Here is a 15,815-nt window from a genome sequence, read left to right on the forward strand (position 1 = left end):
CAGCCGACCACGTTGACCTGTACCTGCGTTGCCGTGAGGATTGGCACGCGCGGATCAGAGCGATGCGTTGATCACGATCGTGACTGTGGCTCCCTTGGGGGCTTTGTCCGAAGGGCTTTGCGAGGTCACCCGCGTGATGCCGTCCACGACAGCGTTCCAGAACGGGCTGTAGCTTGCTTCGAAGCCGGCATCGCTGAGGGCGGCCTTCGCTTGATCGCGAGTCATTCCGACGACGTTCGGGACGGCGAAAAGCTCTGGGCCTTCGGAGACCACGAGGGTCATTGTGTTGCCCGGTTGCCAGTTGCCGCCGCCTTCACGGTCGGCGATACGGATGACGTGGTCCTTCTTCACGTCGTTGCTGTACTCCAGGGCATTGTCGGAGCTCACCGTGAGGCCGACAGCGGTCAGCTTCGCCGCAGCGTCGGCGACACTGAGGCCGGCGACGTCGGGGATCGAGCCGACTGAGACATAGAACTGCACGGTGTCGCCTTCGGCAAGCGTGCATCCGTCTCCGCACTCGTATGCCTCACCGCCGGCTCGGGGCGTCACGATTGCATTGATGACGTGACTGGACGCGGCGTCGGAGAACATCTGCACGGAGTGCTGGTATGTCAGGTGCATCCCCTCCAGAGCTGCTTTCGCGGCGTCCTCGGTGAGATCGTTCAAGCGCCCGATGTCGTGCTTCGCCGGCCCCTGGGAGATCACGACGGTGACCGTGGCGCCCTTGTCCAGGCGTTCCCCGGCGGTCGGGTCCGAGCGGATGGAGACCCCCGGCGCCACGTCGACCGAGTTCTCCGCGCCCTCGACCGCGACGAAACCCTCCTGGGTGAGCGCCGCGGAGGCCTCGGCGAAGCTCATGTTCACGACATCGGGGACGGCGACCTGCGAGCCCGGACCGGATCCGAACCACCAGCCGACCCCTGCCGCGGCGGCCGCGAGCAGGATCACGAGCGTGATCAGGAACCCTCCGCGAGCGCGGCGCTTGGCGACGCGCCGTCGCAGCAGGGTGGCGTTGTCGGGGGCGGGCTCGACGGTGGACAGAGAGCCGGTCGGCTGTGCGCCGGGGATCACGAGCGTGAGGTCGCCGGAGTCGCGCAACGGCGCGGTGACGGTCTTGGTGGTCGCGGAGGCCGGTGTCACCCCGAGGTCCCGCTCCACGGCACGGAGCCGGTCCAGCATGGCCTGCGCGTCGGCGGGACGCTCATCCGGCGACTTCTCGGTCGCCCAGAGCACCAGCTCGTCGAGCTGCTCCGGCACTCCGGGGTTGCGCACGCTCGGGCGCGGCACGGACTCGGTGGCGTGCTGGAAGGCGATCTGCATGGGCTGCTCGCCCTTGTACGGCTGCTCGCCGGTCAGCATCTCGTAGAGCATGATGCCGAGCGCATAGATGTCGCTGCGGGCATCGGCCGTGCCTCGGGTCACGAGCTCGGGCGCGAGATAGGCGATCGTCCCCATCAGCTGCTGCCCGGTCGCGGTGTTCGCGCTGGTGGCGCGGGCGAGGCCGAAGTCACCGATCTTGATCCGGCCGTCCTCGGCGAGGAGGACGTTCTCCGGCTTCACGTCGCGATGCACGATGCTCGCGCGATGCGCGGCGGAGAGGCCGGAGAGCACCGCGTCCATGATGGTGATCGTCTGCGGGATGGTCAGCCGTCGCTGCTCGCGCATGAGCTCGCGCAGGGTGATCCCTGGGAGGTACTCCATGACGAGGTAGGCGAGCTCGCCGTCCTGGCCCTGATCGAAGACGTTGACGACGTTCGGATCGGCCAGCCGGGCCGCAGCCCTGGCCTCCTGGATGAAGCGGCTCTGGAAGACCGAGTCGTCGCTGAGGTGGCCGTGCATGACCTTGAGGGCGATGCGGCGTTCGAGGCGGAGGTCGGTCGCGACGTAGACGGTCGCCATGCCCCCTCGCGCGATCCGGGCCCTGACCCGGTAACGACCGTCGACGAGCCGCCCGATGAGCGGGTCGGTCTGTTGGCTGGTCGTCACGTCAGAAGTCTAGGTAAGAGTGGCTGAAAGCTCGGGGAACGGCTCGCGCTTCGCCGCCAAGAGGTGCGGCCGGGGCGACGGTGGATCACCCGTGGTCCGCGACCCACGCCGCGGCCTGCTCCTCCCATGCCCCGTAGCGGAGCGGGTACGCCGAGAGCTGCACGGACTGGGCCGCGTCCGTGAACGGCAGTGCCTCCCACTCCGCGACGTCGAGAAGGCCGATGGCGGTCGGGCCGCCGGCACCGTCCACGCCGCGGAAGAACGCGCTGATGCTGTGCGCGGGGTCGGCGATCTCCGCCGCCGTCCCCCAGCCCGTGCTCGTGCGCTGCTGGAACAGGCCGATCGAGTCTCGATCGCCGCCGGGGAGGTTGCGGAGGCCCGACTCGACCATCGCGGCGCCGAGGGCGATCTCGATCCCGCGCTCGGGGACGCCGAGCGCACGGCCGATCCCGATGATGAGGGCGGCGTTCCCGGCCTGTTCGGCGTCGAGGGCGGTCTCGGGGGCGAGCGGGGGAGCGGCCTCCGTGGAGGGCGCCTCGTCGGGGGCCATCGCGGGGATCGCCACGGCGTCGGGGGACACGAGCAGGAGGCTCTGCCCCGGGTAGATGATGGAGTCCGGCCCCAGCCCGTTCGCGGCGTAGATCGCGGCGACCGTGGTGCCGTGGCTCTCGGCGATGGCCCAGAGGGTGTCGCCGGCGCCGACCTCATAGGAGACGGCATCCACCATCGGGTCGGAGGAGGCGACCGTGCCCTGGGCGTCCTGAGCTGTCGCGGCCGGCGCTGTCTGCGGCTCGACGCACAGCACGTCGCCCGGATGGATCATGCCCGTGTCGGGGAGCGCGTTCCCGAGGCGGAGGTCCGCGACGGAGACGTCGAACCGGCGCGCCACATCGAAGAGGGTGTCGCCCTCGACCACCGTGTAGTCCTCCGCGCTCGCGGCGGGTGCGACCGCGAGGGAGCCCGTCAGGGCGCCGAGGACGGCGGCGGGTGCGACCCAGCCGAGAGCGTTCGTGCGTCGTCGCGCGATCTGTGGCGTCATGATGATTCCCCCTTCGTCGCCCTCGTCGGGGCGATCGAACGCCTATGACGCTGCCATGAACGGGTGCGGGAGTCAACAGAAGTACACCAATGTGACTCTTGTGGCGAATGTGAATCATGTGCCTTGGGTGGGCGCGGACAGAAGAGAGGCGGCCCTGAAGGGAGCTGAAGGGCTCTGAAGGGAGCTGAAGAGGGGCGCTGGAGAGAGGAGAGGGGCGCGGAGATGGCATCATGACTGTGTGTCCGCGACTGAATCCTCCGTGCCCACCGCCTGGCTGACGCTCCCCGAGCTGGTCGAGGCCCTCGACGAGTCCCTCAGCCGGGTCCGTCGTCTGATCGACGAGCAGCACCTGATCGGCTCGCGACGGGGCGGCGCCTTCGCCGTGCCCGCGGTCTTCGTGCAGGAGGGGCGTCCGCTCTCCTCGTTGCGGGGGACGGTCATCGTGCTGAAGGACGCCGGGTTCTCCGACGACGAGACGATCGACTGGCTCCTCGCCCCCGAGGAGTCGATCGGGCGGGCTCCGATCGAGGCGCTCCTGGACGGGCACAAGAGCGAGGTCCGTCGCGTCGCCAGGACCCTCGCCTGAGACGAGGATCCGCGCGGGCGTCGTCTCAGGCGCTCCGCACCGTCGCCGCGTGGGCGAGACCGCGCAGCTCCGTGAGGGCGTCGCCGTCGAGGGCGGCGTCCTGCAGCGCCTCCTCGGCGTCCTCCGCGTAGCGGGCGATGAGCGCCTCCACCCGGGACAGTGCGCCGGACTCCACGATCGTCGCCTGGAGGGAGGCGACCTGATCGGGTGTCAGCGAGACATCGCCGAGCAGCTCGTCGACGAGGCGTCGTCCCGGAGCCGCCAGCGCCTCACGGGTCCAGGCGATCAGGAGCGTCCGCTTGCCCTCGCGGAGATCGTCGCCGGTCGGCTTCCCCGTGACGATCTCGTCGCCGAAGACCCCCAGCACATCGTCACGGAGCTGGAAGGCCATGCCGATCGGGTGCCCGAAGGCCCGCAGGGTCGCGCGCTGCCCGGCATCGGCGCCGGCCAGGGCCGCGCCGATGAGGAGGGGCTGCTCGACGCTGTAGCGCGCGGACTTGAGTGAGACGATCCTGAGGGCACGCTCGGCGTGCTCGGAGTCGTCGTTGACGCTCCAGGCCGACTCCTCGGCGATGTCGAGATACTGTCCGAGGGTCACGTCGCGGCGCATCCGTGCGTACTCGGAACGGACCTCCCCCGCGTGGGGGTGGCCCGCGATCCCGGTCTCGAGGAGATCGTCGCTCCACGCCACGAGGAGGTCGCCCAGCAGCACGGCGGCGGAGCGGCCGAAGGCGGCGCCGCTGCCCTCCCAGCCGGTCTCGGCGTGCGCGGCCTCGAACGCCCGGTGGGCGGAGGGGCGGCCGCGGCGCGTGTCGGAGTTGTCGATCAGGTCGTCGTGGACCAGCGCCGCGGACTGGAAGACCTCCAGGGCGGCGCACACGTCCCACAGGACCGGGGACTCCGCGGCATCGGGCCGTTCGTGGCGGGCAACGGTGCTCCAGCCGGTGTGGCAGAAGCGCGCGCGCAGACGCTTCCCGCCGCGAAGGGCGGCCGCGGCGGCCTCGACGAGGGCGGCGGCGTCTGGGCCGTGGTCGGCGGTCTCCCCGCGCATGCGCTCCACGAACGCGTCGATGCGCGCGGCGACCGCCTGCGGGACAGAGGGGATCGACACCCTTACAGCCTACTGAGCGTCTCGCCGACATCTAGCCGGGATGCAGCCGGGCGGCGTAGACTGGGATGAACTTTCACCCGAGGGGGACGAATGCCACTCTCCGAACAGGAGCAGCGTCTGCTCGATGAGATGGAACGTCATCTCATGCAGAACGACGCCGATGTCGTCAGCGCGCCTGCGGGCGACCGTGCGCTGAGCTACCGGAACCTGGTCTACGGCGCCGTGCTGCTGCTGGTCGGGATCGGCGGGCTGGTCGCCGGGGTCGTCGTGGGCGACGTCCTCGGGATCGTGATCGGCGTGATCGCCTTCGCCGCGATGCTCAGCGGCGTGATCCTCGCGGTCACCCCCGTCCGCCGCACGGGTCCCGAGCCCGAGCGCCCACCCAAGGAAAACGCGGCACACGCGGGTTCCTCCTTCATGGACCGGATGAACGATCGATGGGATCGCCGGCACGAAGGGCACTGACCCGCCACTGACCTGAAGGCCCGGATGCTTCGGCATCCGGGCCTTTTTCGTGACCGCAGGACGCCTCGACCCTCCACGGGCCCTCCACTGACCCTCCACCGGTCCTCCACTGCGCTCCACCTCGGATTCTCCGCGTGATTCCGGGGTTTTCTGGGGAGCCTTCATCCCGTCGGACCTGAGTGTCCGCTGTCTGTCCGTAGGAAAGTGGGGGAAAGTGGAGTAAAGTGGAGGACACGTCGATGACCGGGCGAGGACGGGGGTGGGACCGATGCTCTTGGGCACCCATTCCCCCAAGCTCGATGACAAGGGTCGGGTCATCCTCCCCGCGAAGTTCCGCGAGGATCTCGCCGGCGGCGTGGTGATCACGCGCGGCCAGGAGCGCTGCCTCTACGTGTTCAGCACGGCCGAGTTCGAGAGCGTCCACGAGCGCATCCGGCAGGCGCCGCTGAGCAACAAGGAGGCGCGCGCCTTCCTCCGGATGTTCCTGTCCGGCGCGAGCGCGGAGATGCCGGACAGCCAGAACCGCATCACCGTCCCCGCCCACCTCCGCACCTATGCGGGGCTGGGGAAGGAGCTGATCGTCACGGGCGTCGGCGCGCACGCCGAGATCTGGGACGCCGCGGCGTGGAACGCGTACGCCGAAGGACACGAGGACTCGTACGCCGAGCTGGAAGAGGAGGTGATCCCGGGCCTCTTCTGACCCTGGCCGTGACTCCCAGCCGCTCCCGCCCCGGCGCACCTTCCCTGGTGCCGGGTCGAGCGGATGGGGATCAGGGCCCGGGTCTCCGGCCCCGGAGACGATGGACATCCGCGACATCCACACCCCGGTCATGCTCGATCGCTGCGTCGAGCTGCTCGCCCCTGCGCTCCAGCGGGACGGCGCGGTGCTCGTCGATGCGACGCTCGGCATGGGCGGCCACGCGGAGGCGTTCCTCGAGCGTCTCCCGCAGATCCGGCTAATCGGACTCGACCGCGACACCGACGCCCTGCGCATCGCGGGGGAGCGGCTCTCCCGCTTCGGAGACCGGGTCACCCTGGTGCACACGGTCTACGACGCGATCGGCGAGCACGCCGCGGGCGCGTCGGGGATCCTGTTCGACCTCGGGGTCTCCTCGTTGCAGCTCGACGAGGCGGAGCGGGGCTTCGCCTACGCCAAGGACGCGCCGCTCGACATGCGGATGGATCAGACCGACGGCATCACCGCCGCCGAGGTCCTCGCCACATACGGCGAAGGCCGTCTGCGCGGCATCTTCGAGCGGTACGGCGAGGAGAAGCTCGCCGCCCGCTACGCCAGGGCGATCATCCACGCCCGCCAGTCGGAGCCGGTCCTCCGCTCCGGGCAGCTGGTCGAGATCCTCGTGGCCGCGACCCCGGCCGCCGTCCAGCGCGCAGGGCACCCGGCGAAGCGGGTCTTCCAGGCGCTGCGGATCGAGGTGAACGCCGAGCTCGGCGTCCTGGCCGACGCGATCCCGAGTGCGATGGGCGCCCTCGCCCTCGGGGGACGCATCGTCGTGATGTCCTACCAGTCCCTGGAGGACCGCCTGGTGAAGCAGGCCTTCGCCGGAGCCGCGGCGTCCACCGCCCCGGCGGGGCTCCCGGTCGAGCTCCCCGAGCACGCGCCGCGCTTCCGGCTCCTGACCAAGGGCGCGGAGCAGGCGGGCGACGCGGAGCGCGCCGTCAACCCCCGAGCCATCCCCGTGCGGCTGCGCGCCGCAGAACGCGTCCGAGACGATCAGAGGAGCAAGGTCGCATGAGCCTCGCCGCCGAACCCCTGCTGCTGCCTACCATCGATGAGCCGTCGCGCAGACGCCGCCTGCAGGCCGTCGAGCGTCCCGCTCGTCGCCGTCGTCCCAAGCTCGCGTACGCGATCATGGCGCTCGCAGGAGCCGCCCTCATCGGCGCGATCCAGATCGGTCTCTCGATCGCAACGACCCAGGACTCCTTCGTGGTCGCGAAGCTCACGCAGGAGAACCGAGAGCTGACCTGGCAGGCCCAGGCGGCGTCGGAGGAGATCGCGGGACTCAGCTCGCCCCAGGCGCTCGCCGTCAGCGCGGCGAATCTCGGCCTGGTCGTCGGCGGCAGCGCGAACTACCTCCGCCTCAGCGACGGGGCGCTCATCGGCGCCGGGGGAGAGGCCTCCCAGGCCTCGACGGTCGACCCGCGCGGCGCGGGAGCGGTCCCGAACGCGCTGGTCTCCGACACGCCGAAGGCATCCGCCGGTGCATCCGCCGCACAGGGCGTACAACCGAAGGCGGAGAACATCCCCGTCGTTGACACCAACGTCCCGCCGCCGGCCGAGGGGCTGCCCACACCGAGCTTCCAGTGACCGCGGCGGTCCGCACGGATCGGACCCACCCCTGACATGACGAATCGCGAGCACCGGACGGAGACCCCATGACGACGCGAGCGACCCGCAGCCCTCGCCGACGCACGGTCGTCGCCCTCGCGGTGATCCTGGCGGTCATCGCCGGCTTCGTCGTCCGCCTGGTCGACATCCAGGTCGTCAACGCCGCAGGCCACGTGCAGGACTCCATCGACACGGGCGAGGTCGGCAAGACGCGCACGATCGCGGGGGCGCGGGGCTCGATCGTGGACATGAACGGCGCCCCCCTCGCCCAGGGCGTCCTCGTGTACGACGCGCAGCTGAACCCCAAGACGATCACGACGCTGGAGCAGGACACGAAGAACCCGCCGAAGGTGCCGTGGGAGCAGGCGTCGGCGGAGATCGCCGCGATCACCGGGCAGACGCCGGAGGAGGTCCGCGGCATCGTCGCGGACTCGATCGCCGCGAACCCCGACTCGCAGTACGCGCGTCTGAAGACCTCGCTCTCCACGGATCAGTTCCTGAAGCTCAAGGATCTGAAGCTGCCGTACCTCTTCTCGGAGCCGCGCGGGACGCGGCAGTACCCGAACGGTGCCGTCGCGGGGAACCTCGTCGGATTCGTCGGCTCGGACGGCGAGGCGCTCGCGGGACTGGAGATGTCGGAGAACTCGTGCCTGGCCCCGGAGAACGGGCAGGAGACGTTCCTCCAGGGCGAGGACGGCGTCATGATCCCCGGCAGCCACAAGGAGAAGCCGGCCGTCGACGGCGGGACCCTCCGCCTCACGATCGACAGCGAGCTGCAGTGGTACCTCCAGCAGATGATCGCGGAGGAGACGCAGCGCCAGGGAGCCAAGAGCGGCACGGCCACGGTCGTCGAGGTCAAGACCGGGAAGATCCGCGCCGCCGCGGAGTACCCCTCGGTCGATCCGAACAACGTCAGCGCCTCGGACCCCGCCGACCTCGGCTCCCGGATCTTCACGACGACCTTCGAGCCGGGCTCGACCTTCAAGGCGATCACCGCCGCGTCCCTGATGCTGCACGCGGGCGGCGACTGGTCGACCGGAGTCAGCGCGTCCAGCCACGAGGAGTTCCCCAACGGAGCCGTCGTCAACGACGCCTTCGACCACCCGTCCTACGACTACACGCTCGCCGGGGCGCTCATCGACTCCTCGAACGTGGCGATGTCGAAGTACGGGGACATGGTCACGGATCAGCAACGATATGACGATCTGGTGTCCTTCGGCGTTGGCTCGAAGACCGCGGTCGACTTCCCCGGCGAGGAGCCCGGCCTGATCCACCCCGTGAAGGACTGGGATCCCCAGTCGCACTACACGACGACGTTCGGCCAGTACTACACCGTCACCGCGCCGCAGGTCGCCAGCGCCTATCAGGCCATCGCGAACAAGGGCGTCAAGATCCCCCTCTCGCTCGTGGAGTCCTGCACCTCGGCCGACGGCTCGAAGAGCGAGATCCCGGACTCGAAGCCGGAGCGCGTCCTGCCGGAGCAGACCGCGGCGGAGCTGTCCCGGATGATCGAGAACGTCGCCGTGCAGGGCGGGCTCGCCGACGACATCGTCGTGCCGGGATACCGCATCGCCGCGAAGACCGGCACCGCGGAGAAGCCCGATGAGAACGGCTCGTACAAGGCCGGGATCTACTTCACGAGCATGGTCGGATACGCCCCGGCGGACGACCCGCAGTACGTCGTGATCGTCACCCTCGACGAGCCCACTAGGGTAACCTCGTCTGCGGCCACGGCATCCGCGTTCCAGAAGGCGATGACGCAGGTTCTCAAGACGTACCGTGTGCTCCCGTCGTCCGTCCCCATGGACGAGCTGCTGCCCAAGTTCAAGTGATCGGCGCCTTCGCGCCCGGAGGGACACGTCGACATGATCGCGCTGTCATTCGGTGAGATCGCCGCCCTCGTCGGCGGCGAGCTGCACCCCGCGGACGGCCGCACCGCCGAGACCGTCGTCGCAGGCCCCGTCGACACCGACTCGCGGAAGATGGCCCAGGACGGCGTGTTCGTCGCCAAGCCGGGCGAGACCACGGACGGGCACCGGTTCGTCGGTGCCGCGCGCGAGAACGGTGCGGTGCTCGCGATCGTCGAGCACCGGGTGGACGAGCCGATCTCCCAGATCGTCGTCCCCGACGTGATCGACGCCCTCGCCGCGTTCGCCCGCGGCGTCGTCGCCCGCGTGCGCTCCGCCGGCGACCTGCGGATCGTGGGGGTGACCGGCTCGAACGGCAAGACCACGACGAAGAACTTCCTCGCCCGCATCCTGTCCGAGGAGGGGGAGACCGTCGCTCCGATCGCCTCCTACAACAACGAGGTCGGCGCTCCGCTGACGATGCTGCGGGTGACGCCGGCGACGCGCTACCTGGTGTGCGAGTTCGGCGCCAGCGCTCCGGGCGAGATCGCCCGCCTCGCCGGGCTCGTCGAGCCGGACGTCGTGATCGTGCTCATGGTCGGCCTCGCACACGCCGGAGGCTTCGGTGGGATCGAGGAGACGGCCCGCGCCAAGGCCGAGCTCGTCGCCGCGGCGCGCGTCGGCGGGACCGCCGTCCTCAACATCGACGACCCGCGAGTCTCGGCGATGGCGGATGCCGCCACGGCGAGGGACCTGCGCGTGATCGGGTTCGGACAGGGGGCTGCGGCCGACGTGCGCGCCTCCGACATCGAGGTGTCCGCGGCCGGGACCGACTGCGTCGTGACGATCGGCGGCGAGGAGCTGCCCCTGCACCTCCAGGTCCTCGGCGCCCACCACATCGGCAACGCCCTCGCCGCGATCGCCGCCGCCGGCGCCCTCGGCGTGAGCGCGACCGACGCCATCGTGCGCCTCTCGACGGTCGAGATCGCGGAGCGCTGGCGCATGCAGCCGATGGGCAACGACCAGGTGCGCATCATCAACGACGCCTACAACGCCAGCCCCGACTCGATGGCCGCTGCCCTGCGCACCCTGGCCCAGATCGCCGGTCCCGACGAGCGCACGGTCGCCGTCCTCGGGGCGATGAGCGAGCTCGGCGAGTCGGCGGGCGAGGAGCACGACCGCATCGGACTGCTCGCGGTACGGCTGAACATCCAGCGCATCGTGGTGGTGGGACCCGACGCGCGTCGGCTGTACCTCGCCGCCGTCGGCGAGGGCTCCTGGGACGGCGAGGCCGTGCACCTCCCGGACGCGGACGCCGCATACGACTACCTGCTCGGCGAGCTGCGCTCGGGGGACCGCGTGCTCGTCAAATCCGCCAACTCCGCGGGACTCCGGTTCCTCGGCGATCGTCTGGGAGAATCGTTCTCGTGAGGTCCCTGCTTACCGCGGCGGCGATATCGCTCGCATTCACCCTCTTCCTGACGCCGGTCTTCCTCCGGCTGTTCCGGAAGTGGGGCTGGGGTCAGGTGATCCGGACGCCCGAGGCGATCGAGAACCCGAGCCACGACGCCAAGCGCGGGACCCCGACCATGGGCGGGACGATCTTCATCGTCGGCACGCTCGTCGGCTACGGCATCGGCACCTACACCGGCGGGAGCCATTCGACGGTCTCGGGGCTCCTCGTGCTGTGGCTGATGGTCGGCTTCGGCGCGGTGGGGTTCATCGACGACTACATGAAGATCCGCAGCCAGCGCAGCCTCGGTCTCTCCGGGTGGCGCAAGGTGATCGGCCAGGGCCTCGTCATCGTGCCCTTCGGCATCGTGGCGCTCACGGTGCCGGACAGGTCCGGCATCACGCCGGCCAGCGGCTTCATCTCGCTGTTCCGTGACATCCCGGTGCTCAGCCTCTTCACGTTCGGCGTGATCATCGGCTGGGCCCTTTACCTCATCTGGCTCGCGCTCATCGGCATCGCGGCCTCCAACAGCGTCAACCTCACCGACGGTCTCGACGGGCTCGCGGCCGGCGCCGGCGTCTTCGTCGTCGGCGGGTACAGCCTCATCTCGTTCTGGCAGTTCAAGCAGTCCTGTGCGATCCAGGCCGTGGAGTCCTCGGTGCAGAGCAGCTGCTACGTCGTGGCCAACCCCTTCGACCTCGCCGTGGTCTCGGCGTCCTTCGTGGGAGCGCTGATCGGCTTCCTCTGGTGGAACGCGCCCAAGGCGAAGGTCTTCATGGGCGATGTGGGATCGATGGCGATCGGCGGCGTCGTCGCCGCGATGGCGATCCTCACCCGCACCGAGCTGCTGCTCGTCCTCCTCGCCGGCGTCTTCGTGATCTCCTCCGGCTCGGTCATCGTCCAGCGCCTGTACTTCAAGCTGACCCGTGGCAAGCGGCTGTTCCTCATGAGCCCCTTCCATCACCATCTCGAGATGCGGGGATGGCCCGAGGTGACGATCGTCGTGCGCATGTGGATCATCGCCGGACTCCTCGCGGTCTCGGCGGTGGGACTCTTCTACGTCGAATGGCTCGCCCTCGCATGACCCGCGATCTCGATGAGCTGACGAGCTGGCACGCGGACTGGCGCGGACTGCGGGTCGCGGTGTTGGGCCTGTCGATGACCGGCTTCTCCGTCGCCGACACGCTCGCCGAGCTCGGCGCCGACGTGCTGGTGCTGAGCGAGTCCGCGAGCCCCGAGTACGAGCGGCTCCTGCCCGTCATCGGCGCCGACCTCAGGATCGGCTCCCTCGGCACGGTCCCCGAGGAGCTCGCGGCGTTCGAGCCCGAGGTCGTGATCGCCTCACCGGGCTTCCCGCCCTCCCACCCCGTGATCCGCTGGACGCAGGAGCGCGGCATCGCCCTCTGGGGCGACGTCGAGCTCGCCTGGCGCGTGCGGGACAAGGTCCTGCGGCCGGACGGGACGCCGGCGGAGTGGGTGCTGATCACCGGCACCAACGGCAAGACCACCACGACCCGGCTCGCCGCGACGATGCTCGTCGAGGGCGGCCTGCGGGCGGCGCCCTGCGGGAACATCGGCGTTCCGGTGCTCGACGCCGTGCGCGACCCCGCGGGCTTCGACGTCCTCGTCGTCGAGCTCTCCAGCCATCAGCTCTGGTACCTCGGGCTCAGCGCTCCGGCGGCGCAGCCGGTGCCGTACGCCGCGGTGTGCCTGAACCTCGCCGATGACCACCTGGTCTGGCACGGCGGGGCCGACGCCTACCGTGCGGCGAAGGCCGTCGTCTACCGGAACACGCGCATCGCCTGCGTCTACAACAAGTCCGACGAGGCGACGCGGCGCATGGTGGAGGAGGCCGACGTCGTGGACGGCGCACGGGCGATCGGATTCGACCTGGGCATCCCCGGCCCGAGCGACCTCGGCGTCGTCGAGGGGATCGTGGTCGATCGGGCCTTCCTCGCCGATCGCGCGACCACGGCGCTCGAGCTGACCACGATCTCCGATCTCGCGGAGCACGGGCTCTCCGCGCCCCACATCGTGCAGAACATCCTCGCCGCGGCCGCGATCGCCCGTTCCCTGGACATCGCGCCGGAGGCGATCCGGTCCGCGCTCGAGACCTTCCGCCTCGATCCGCATCGCATCGAGATCGTCGCGCGCGACGGCGGGGTCACCTGGGTCGACGACTCCAAGGCGACCAACCCGCACGCCGCCCGGTCCTCGCTCCTCGCCTTCCCCGGTGCGATCTGGGTGGTCGGGGGAGACCTGAAGGGCGTGGACCTGTCCGATCTCATCGCTGATGCCGGCGCCACGGCACGGGCGGCGGTGGTCATCGGGGTCGAACGCGGCGAGGTGCTCGCGGCGTTCGAGCGACACGCGCCCGAGGTGCAGGTCTGGGAGGTCGTCCCCGGCGACACTGAAGAGGTCATGAACCGCGTCGTGGAACTGGCGGCGGGAATCGCGCATGACGGCGACACCGTGCTCCTCGCACCCGCCGCTGCCTCCTTCGACCAGTTCGACAGCTACGTGGATCGGGGCCATCGCTTCGCCGAGGCGGTGCGGGAACGGATCAGCCGGGGGAGCGCACGTGACGCAGACAGCCCGCCCCGCGACCATTCCTGAGGACGAGGGCGGCCGAGGGCTCGCCGCCCGGGTGAACCTCGGCCGGATCTTCACGCCGATCTCCTCGGAGTTCGCGCTCATCTCCTCGACGGCCCTGCTGCTGACGATCTTCGGACTCGTCATGGTGCTCTCCGCGACCAGCGCGATCGCCGTTGATGGCGGCGAGGGCCCCTACTCGATCGTCATCAAGCAGGGGCTGTTCGCGCTCGTCGGCGTGCCCCTCATGTTCCTCCTCAGCCGGCTGCCGGTCGGCTTCTGGAAGAGGATCGCGTGGCCGGCCCTCATCGTCACCACGATGATGCAGCTGCTGGTGTTCGTCCCCGGTCTCGGCGTCGAGAACGACGGCAACCGGAACTGGATCCTCATCGCGGGACAGAACATCCAGCCGTCGGAGTTCCTGAAGCTCACCCTCGCCCTCTGGTGCGGGTACGTCCTCTACCGGAAGCAGACCCTGCTCACCCGGTGGCAGCACGTCTTCATCCCGCTCGTGCCCGTGACCGCGCTGGTGATCGCCACCGTCATGGGCGGGCACGACCTGGGGACCGCGATGATCCTGTTCCTGGTGCTGCTGGGGACGCTCTTCTTCTCCGGTGTCCGGCTGCGCATCTTCATCCTGCCGATGGTGCTCTCCGCCCTCGCGATCGGCGTGTTCGCGCTGACCAGCGACCGGCGCATGAGCCAGATCGCCAGCCTGTTCAACACGGACAACCTGGACTGCTACTACGCCGCGGGCGGCTGCTGGCAGCAGCTGCACGCGATCTGGGGGATGGCGAGCGGCGGGGTCTTCGGACTCGGGCTCGGCAACTCCCGAGAGAAGTACGGCTGGCTCCCCGCCGCCTCCAACGACTACATCTTCGCGATCGTCGGGGAGGAGCTCGGCCTGATCGGCTGCGCGCTCGTCCTCGCGCTGTTCGCGCTGTTCGCGGTCGGGGTCTTCCACGTCATCCGCAAGACCGATGACCCCTTCATCCGCATCGTGTCCGGCGGGATCGTGGTCTGGGTCATCGGCCAGGCACTCATCAACATCGGCGTCGTGCTGCGGATCTTCCCGGTGCTCGGCGTGCCGCTGCCCTTCATGTCGCAGGGAGGGACCTCCCTGATGTCGGTGCTGCTGGCCTGCGGGGTGCTGCTGTCCTTCGCCCGAACGCTTCCGGCAGGCCGGGCCGCCGTGCCGGTCGTTGAGCCGTCCGCGCCGTCGCGGGGCACAGGATCGCGGGGTAGGGTCGGCCGGTGACCACCTATCTCCTGGCCGGCGGCGGGACCGCCGGCCATGTCAATCCGCTGCTCGCCGTCGCGGACGGACTCATCGCCCGCGACCCCGACGCCGACGTGCTGGTGCTCGGCACCAGAGAGGGACTGGAGTCCCGGCTCGTGCCGCAGCGCGGATACGAGCTGCTGATCGTCGACAAGGTGCCGTTCCCGCGTCGGCCGAACCGGGCGGCGCTCGCCTTCCCCGTGCGCTTCCCCCGGGCCGTGGGTCAGGTCCGGCGGCACATCCGCGAGCACGGCGTTGATATGGTGGTCGGCTTCGGCGGATACGCCTCCGCGCCGGCGTACGTCGCGGCGCGTCGTGAGGGCGTGCCGCTCGTGGTGCACGAGGCCAATGCGCGACCCGGACTCGCCAACGTCCTCGGCGCCCGTCGCGCCACCAGGGTCGGCGTGGCCTTCGAGGGCACGCCGCTCCGCGGCGGGGTCGTCGTCGGCATGCCGCTGCGACGGGAGATCGTGGAGCTGGACCGCGCCGCACGGCGCGAGGAGGCCGCCGCGGCGTTCGGCCTCGACCCCGCGCGTCCCGTGCTGCTGGTGTTCGGCGGATCGCTCGGAGCCCAGCGCCTGAACGAGGCCGTCGCCGGATCCTGGCGGGAGATCCTGGATGCGGGATGGCAGGTCCTCCACGTGACAGGGGAGCGCTCGGACCTGGCCGCCCCCGGGGTGGCCGGCTACGCCGTCCGCCGCTACGTCGATCGGATGGACCTCGCCTTCGCCCTCGCCGATCTCATCGTCTCGCGCTCCGGTGCGGCGACGGTGAGCGAGGTCAGCGCGCTCGGCATCCCCGCGGTCTACGTCCCCTACGCGGTGGGCAACGGCGAGCAGCGGCTGAACGCGGGATCGGCGGTCGCCGCGGGGGCCGCCGTGCTGGAGGAGGACGCCGCCTTCACCGCCGATCGGGTGCGGCAGACGGTCATCCCGCTGCTGCAGGACGAGGCGCGGCGGACGGCGATGACCGAGGCCGCGCAGCGCGTCGGGAGCAGGCGCGGCACGGAGGACCTCATCGCCCTCGTCGACCAGGCGCTGGCCCGGTGAGCAAGGCCGGCGGCGGCGTGCCAGAGGGCATCGTCCGCATGCACCGGCTTAGGATGGTGGG

General features: G+C 70.3%; 14 protein-coding genes. 11 read left to right on the forward strand and 3 right to left on the reverse strand.

Features of this window, described 5'->3' with window-relative positions:
- Nucleotides 1-54: 54 nt before the first annotated feature.
- Complete coding sequence (gene pknB / locus J2Y69_RS11925; RefSeq protein WP_310020973.1) at nt 55-1,986, reverse strand: Stk1 family PASTA domain-containing Ser/Thr kinase; 1,932 nt, start codon at nt 1,984-1,986, stop codon at nt 55-57.
- Between the two features lie 85 nt (nt 1,987-2,071).
- Entirely contained in the window at nt 2,072-3,025 is a 954-nt protein-coding gene (locus J2Y69_RS11930) for a LysM peptidoglycan-binding domain-containing protein (protein ID WP_310020975.1), read from the reverse strand.
- 238 nt (nt 3,026-3,263) lie between these two features.
- On the opposite strand from J2Y69_RS11930, the gene J2Y69_RS11935 reads away from it, so the two are divergent.
- Nucleotides 3,264-3,611, forward strand: a complete 348-nt coding sequence (locus J2Y69_RS11935) for an Rv2175c family DNA-binding protein (protein WP_310020977.1) — start codon at nt 3,264-3,266, stop codon at nt 3,609-3,611.
- 25 nt (nt 3,612-3,636) lie between these two features.
- Here J2Y69_RS11935 and J2Y69_RS11940 read toward each other — a convergent pair whose 3' ends face one another.
- Complete coding sequence (locus J2Y69_RS11940; protein ID WP_396653097.1) at nt 3,637-4,662, reverse strand: polyprenyl synthetase family protein; 1,026 nt, start codon at nt 4,660-4,662, stop codon at nt 3,637-3,639.
- Between the two features lie 150 nt (nt 4,663-4,812).
- Here J2Y69_RS11940 and J2Y69_RS11945 point away from each other — a divergent pair, with 150 nt between their 5' ends.
- From J2Y69_RS11945 to murG, 10 genes are all read left to right on the forward strand, one after another.
- Entirely contained in the window at nt 4,813-5,187 is a 375-nt protein-coding gene (locus J2Y69_RS11945; RefSeq protein ID WP_310020983.1) for a DUF3040 domain-containing protein, read from the forward strand.
- 268 nt (nt 5,188-5,455) lie between these two features.
- Nucleotides 5,456-5,887, forward strand: coding sequence for a division/cell wall cluster transcriptional repressor MraZ (mraZ, locus tag J2Y69_RS11950; RefSeq protein ID WP_310020985.1), 432 nt, complete (start codon nt 5,456-5,458; stop codon nt 5,885-5,887).
- Between the two features lie 100 nt (nt 5,888-5,987).
- Nucleotides 5,988-6,941: a 16S rRNA (cytosine(1402)-N(4))-methyltransferase RsmH gene (gene rsmH, locus J2Y69_RS11955; RefSeq protein ID WP_310020987.1), complete on the forward strand. Its 954-nt coding sequence runs from the start codon at nt 5,988-5,990 to the stop codon at nt 6,939-6,941.
- Nucleotides 6,938-7,513 carry a cell division protein FtsL gene (ftsL, locus tag J2Y69_RS11960; RefSeq protein ID WP_310020989.1) on the forward strand — a complete coding sequence of 192 codons (576 nt, stop codon included), beginning with the start codon at nt 6,938-6,940 and terminating at the stop codon, nt 7,511-7,513. The genes rsmH and ftsL overlap by 4 nt, the downstream gene beginning before the upstream one ends.
- Nucleotides 7,514-7,581: 68 nt before the next feature.
- Complete coding sequence (locus J2Y69_RS11965; protein ID WP_310020990.1) at nt 7,582-9,366, forward strand: peptidoglycan D,D-transpeptidase FtsI family protein; 1,785 nt, start codon at nt 7,582-7,584, stop codon at nt 9,364-9,366.
- Between the two features lie 33 nt (nt 9,367-9,399).
- Nucleotides 9,400-10,812: a UDP-N-acetylmuramoyl-tripeptide--D-alanyl-D-alanine ligase gene (locus tag J2Y69_RS11970; protein WP_310020994.1), complete on the forward strand. Its 1,413-nt coding sequence runs from the start codon at nt 9,400-9,402 to the stop codon at nt 10,810-10,812.
- On the forward strand, nt 10,809-11,918 hold the full coding sequence (mraY, locus tag J2Y69_RS11975) for a phospho-N-acetylmuramoyl-pentapeptide-transferase (RefSeq protein ID WP_310020996.1): 1,110 nt from the start codon (nt 10,809-10,811) through the stop codon (nt 11,916-11,918). The genes J2Y69_RS11970 and mraY overlap by 4 nt, the downstream gene beginning before the upstream one ends.
- Complete coding sequence (gene murD / locus J2Y69_RS11980) at nt 11,915-13,450, forward strand: UDP-N-acetylmuramoyl-L-alanine--D-glutamate ligase (RefSeq protein WP_310020998.1); 1,536 nt, start codon at nt 11,915-11,917, stop codon at nt 13,448-13,450. Before mraY ends, murD begins: the two co-directional genes overlap by 4 nt.
- Complete coding sequence (ftsW, locus tag J2Y69_RS11985; RefSeq protein WP_310021000.1) at nt 13,416-14,684, forward strand: putative lipid II flippase FtsW; 1,269 nt, start codon at nt 13,416-13,418, stop codon at nt 14,682-14,684. The genes murD and ftsW overlap by 35 nt, the downstream gene beginning before the upstream one ends.
- Nucleotides 14,681-15,754, forward strand: a complete 1,074-nt coding sequence (gene murG, locus J2Y69_RS11990) for an undecaprenyldiphospho-muramoylpentapeptide beta-N-acetylglucosaminyltransferase (RefSeq protein WP_310021002.1) — start codon at nt 14,681-14,683, stop codon at nt 15,752-15,754. Before ftsW ends, murG begins: the two co-directional genes overlap by 4 nt.
- Nucleotides 15,755-15,815: the final 61 nt, after the last annotated feature.

Origin of the sequence: Microbacterium resistens, assembly GCF_031456305.1 — a bacterium.
Taxonomy (GTDB): Bacteria; Actinomycetota; Actinomycetes; order Actinomycetales; family Microbacteriaceae; genus Microbacterium; species Microbacterium resistens_A.

Excerpts from the sequence above, each read along its gene's own strand:
- J2Y69_RS11930 (WP_310020975.1), bottom strand. The coding sequence starts at position 3,025 with ATGACGCCACAGATCGCGCGACGACGCACGAACGCTCTCGGCTGGGTC.
- J2Y69_RS11940 (WP_396653097.1), bottom strand. The coding sequence starts at position 4,662 with ATGCGCGGGGAGACCGCCGACCACGGCCCAGACGCCGCCGCCCTCGTC.
- J2Y69_RS11945 (WP_310020983.1), top strand. The coding sequence starts at position 4,813 with ATGCCACTCTCCGAACAGGAGCAGCGTCTGCTCGATGAGATGGAACGT.
- mraZ (WP_310020985.1), top strand. The coding sequence starts at position 5,456 with ATGCTCTTGGGCACCCATTCCCCCAAGCTCGATGACAAGGGTCGGGTC.
- rsmH (WP_310020987.1), top strand. The coding sequence starts at position 5,988 with ATGGACATCCGCGACATCCACACCCCGGTCATGCTCGATCGCTGCGTC.
- ftsL (WP_310020989.1), top strand. The coding sequence starts at position 6,938 with ATGAGCCTCGCCGCCGAACCCCTGCTGCTGCCTACCATCGATGAGCCG.
- J2Y69_RS11965 (WP_310020990.1), top strand. The coding sequence starts at position 7,582 with ATGACGACGCGAGCGACCCGCAGCCCTCGCCGACGCACGGTCGTCGCC.
- J2Y69_RS11970 (WP_310020994.1), top strand. The coding sequence starts at position 9,400 with ATGATCGCGCTGTCATTCGGTGAGATCGCCGCCCTCGTCGGCGGCGAG.
- murD (WP_310020998.1), top strand. The coding sequence starts at position 11,915 with ATGACCCGCGATCTCGATGAGCTGACGAGCTGGCACGCGGACTGGCGC.